This window comes from Bradyrhizobium sp. Kon58, assembly GCF_055807455.1.
This window is the reverse complement of record NZ_JBVVOT010000124.1, coordinates 1-528: the sequence shown is the minus strand read 5'-3', so window position 1 is coordinate 528 and position 528 is coordinate 1. Positions and strand designations below refer to the sequence as shown.

At 59.7% G+C, this 528-nt stretch carries 1 protein-coding gene; it reads right to left on the bottom strand.

Features of this window, described 5'->3' with window-relative positions:
* On the bottom strand, nt 1-528 hold a 528-nt coding region (locus AC0L20_RS39755; RefSeq protein WP_473295629.1), incomplete at both ends, for a proline dehydrogenase family protein.

Sequence of the window (528 nt, the reverse complement as noted above, 5' to 3'; positions counted from 1 at the left end):
GCAATGCGGTTGACGAACGAGGTGTTCGCACCGTTTTCCAACAGGCGACGCACCAGGTACGCCAGCAGGGTTTCGTGCGTGCCGACCGGTGCGTACACGCGGCACGGACGGTTCAGCTTGCCTTCGGAAACCTTGCCCACCACTTGTTCGTACAGCGGTTCACCCATGCCGTGCAGGCACTGGAACTCGTACTGTCCGGGGTAATAGTTCTGACCGGCAATGTGATAAATGGCCGACAGCGTGTGGGCGTTGTGCGTGGCGAACTGCGGATAGATGACTTCCGGCACCGACAGCAGTTTGCGTGCGCAGGCGATGTAGGAAACGTCGGTGTACACCTTGCGGGTATACACCGGGTAGCCTTCCAGGCCTTCGACTTGGGCGCGCTTGATTTCGCTGTCCCAGTAAGCGCCTTTTACCAGGCGGATCATCAGGCGGTGGCGGCTGCGGCGTGCCAGGTCGATCACGTAGTCGATCACATAAGGGCAACGCTTCTGGTAGGCCTGGATCACGAAACCGATACCGTTCCAG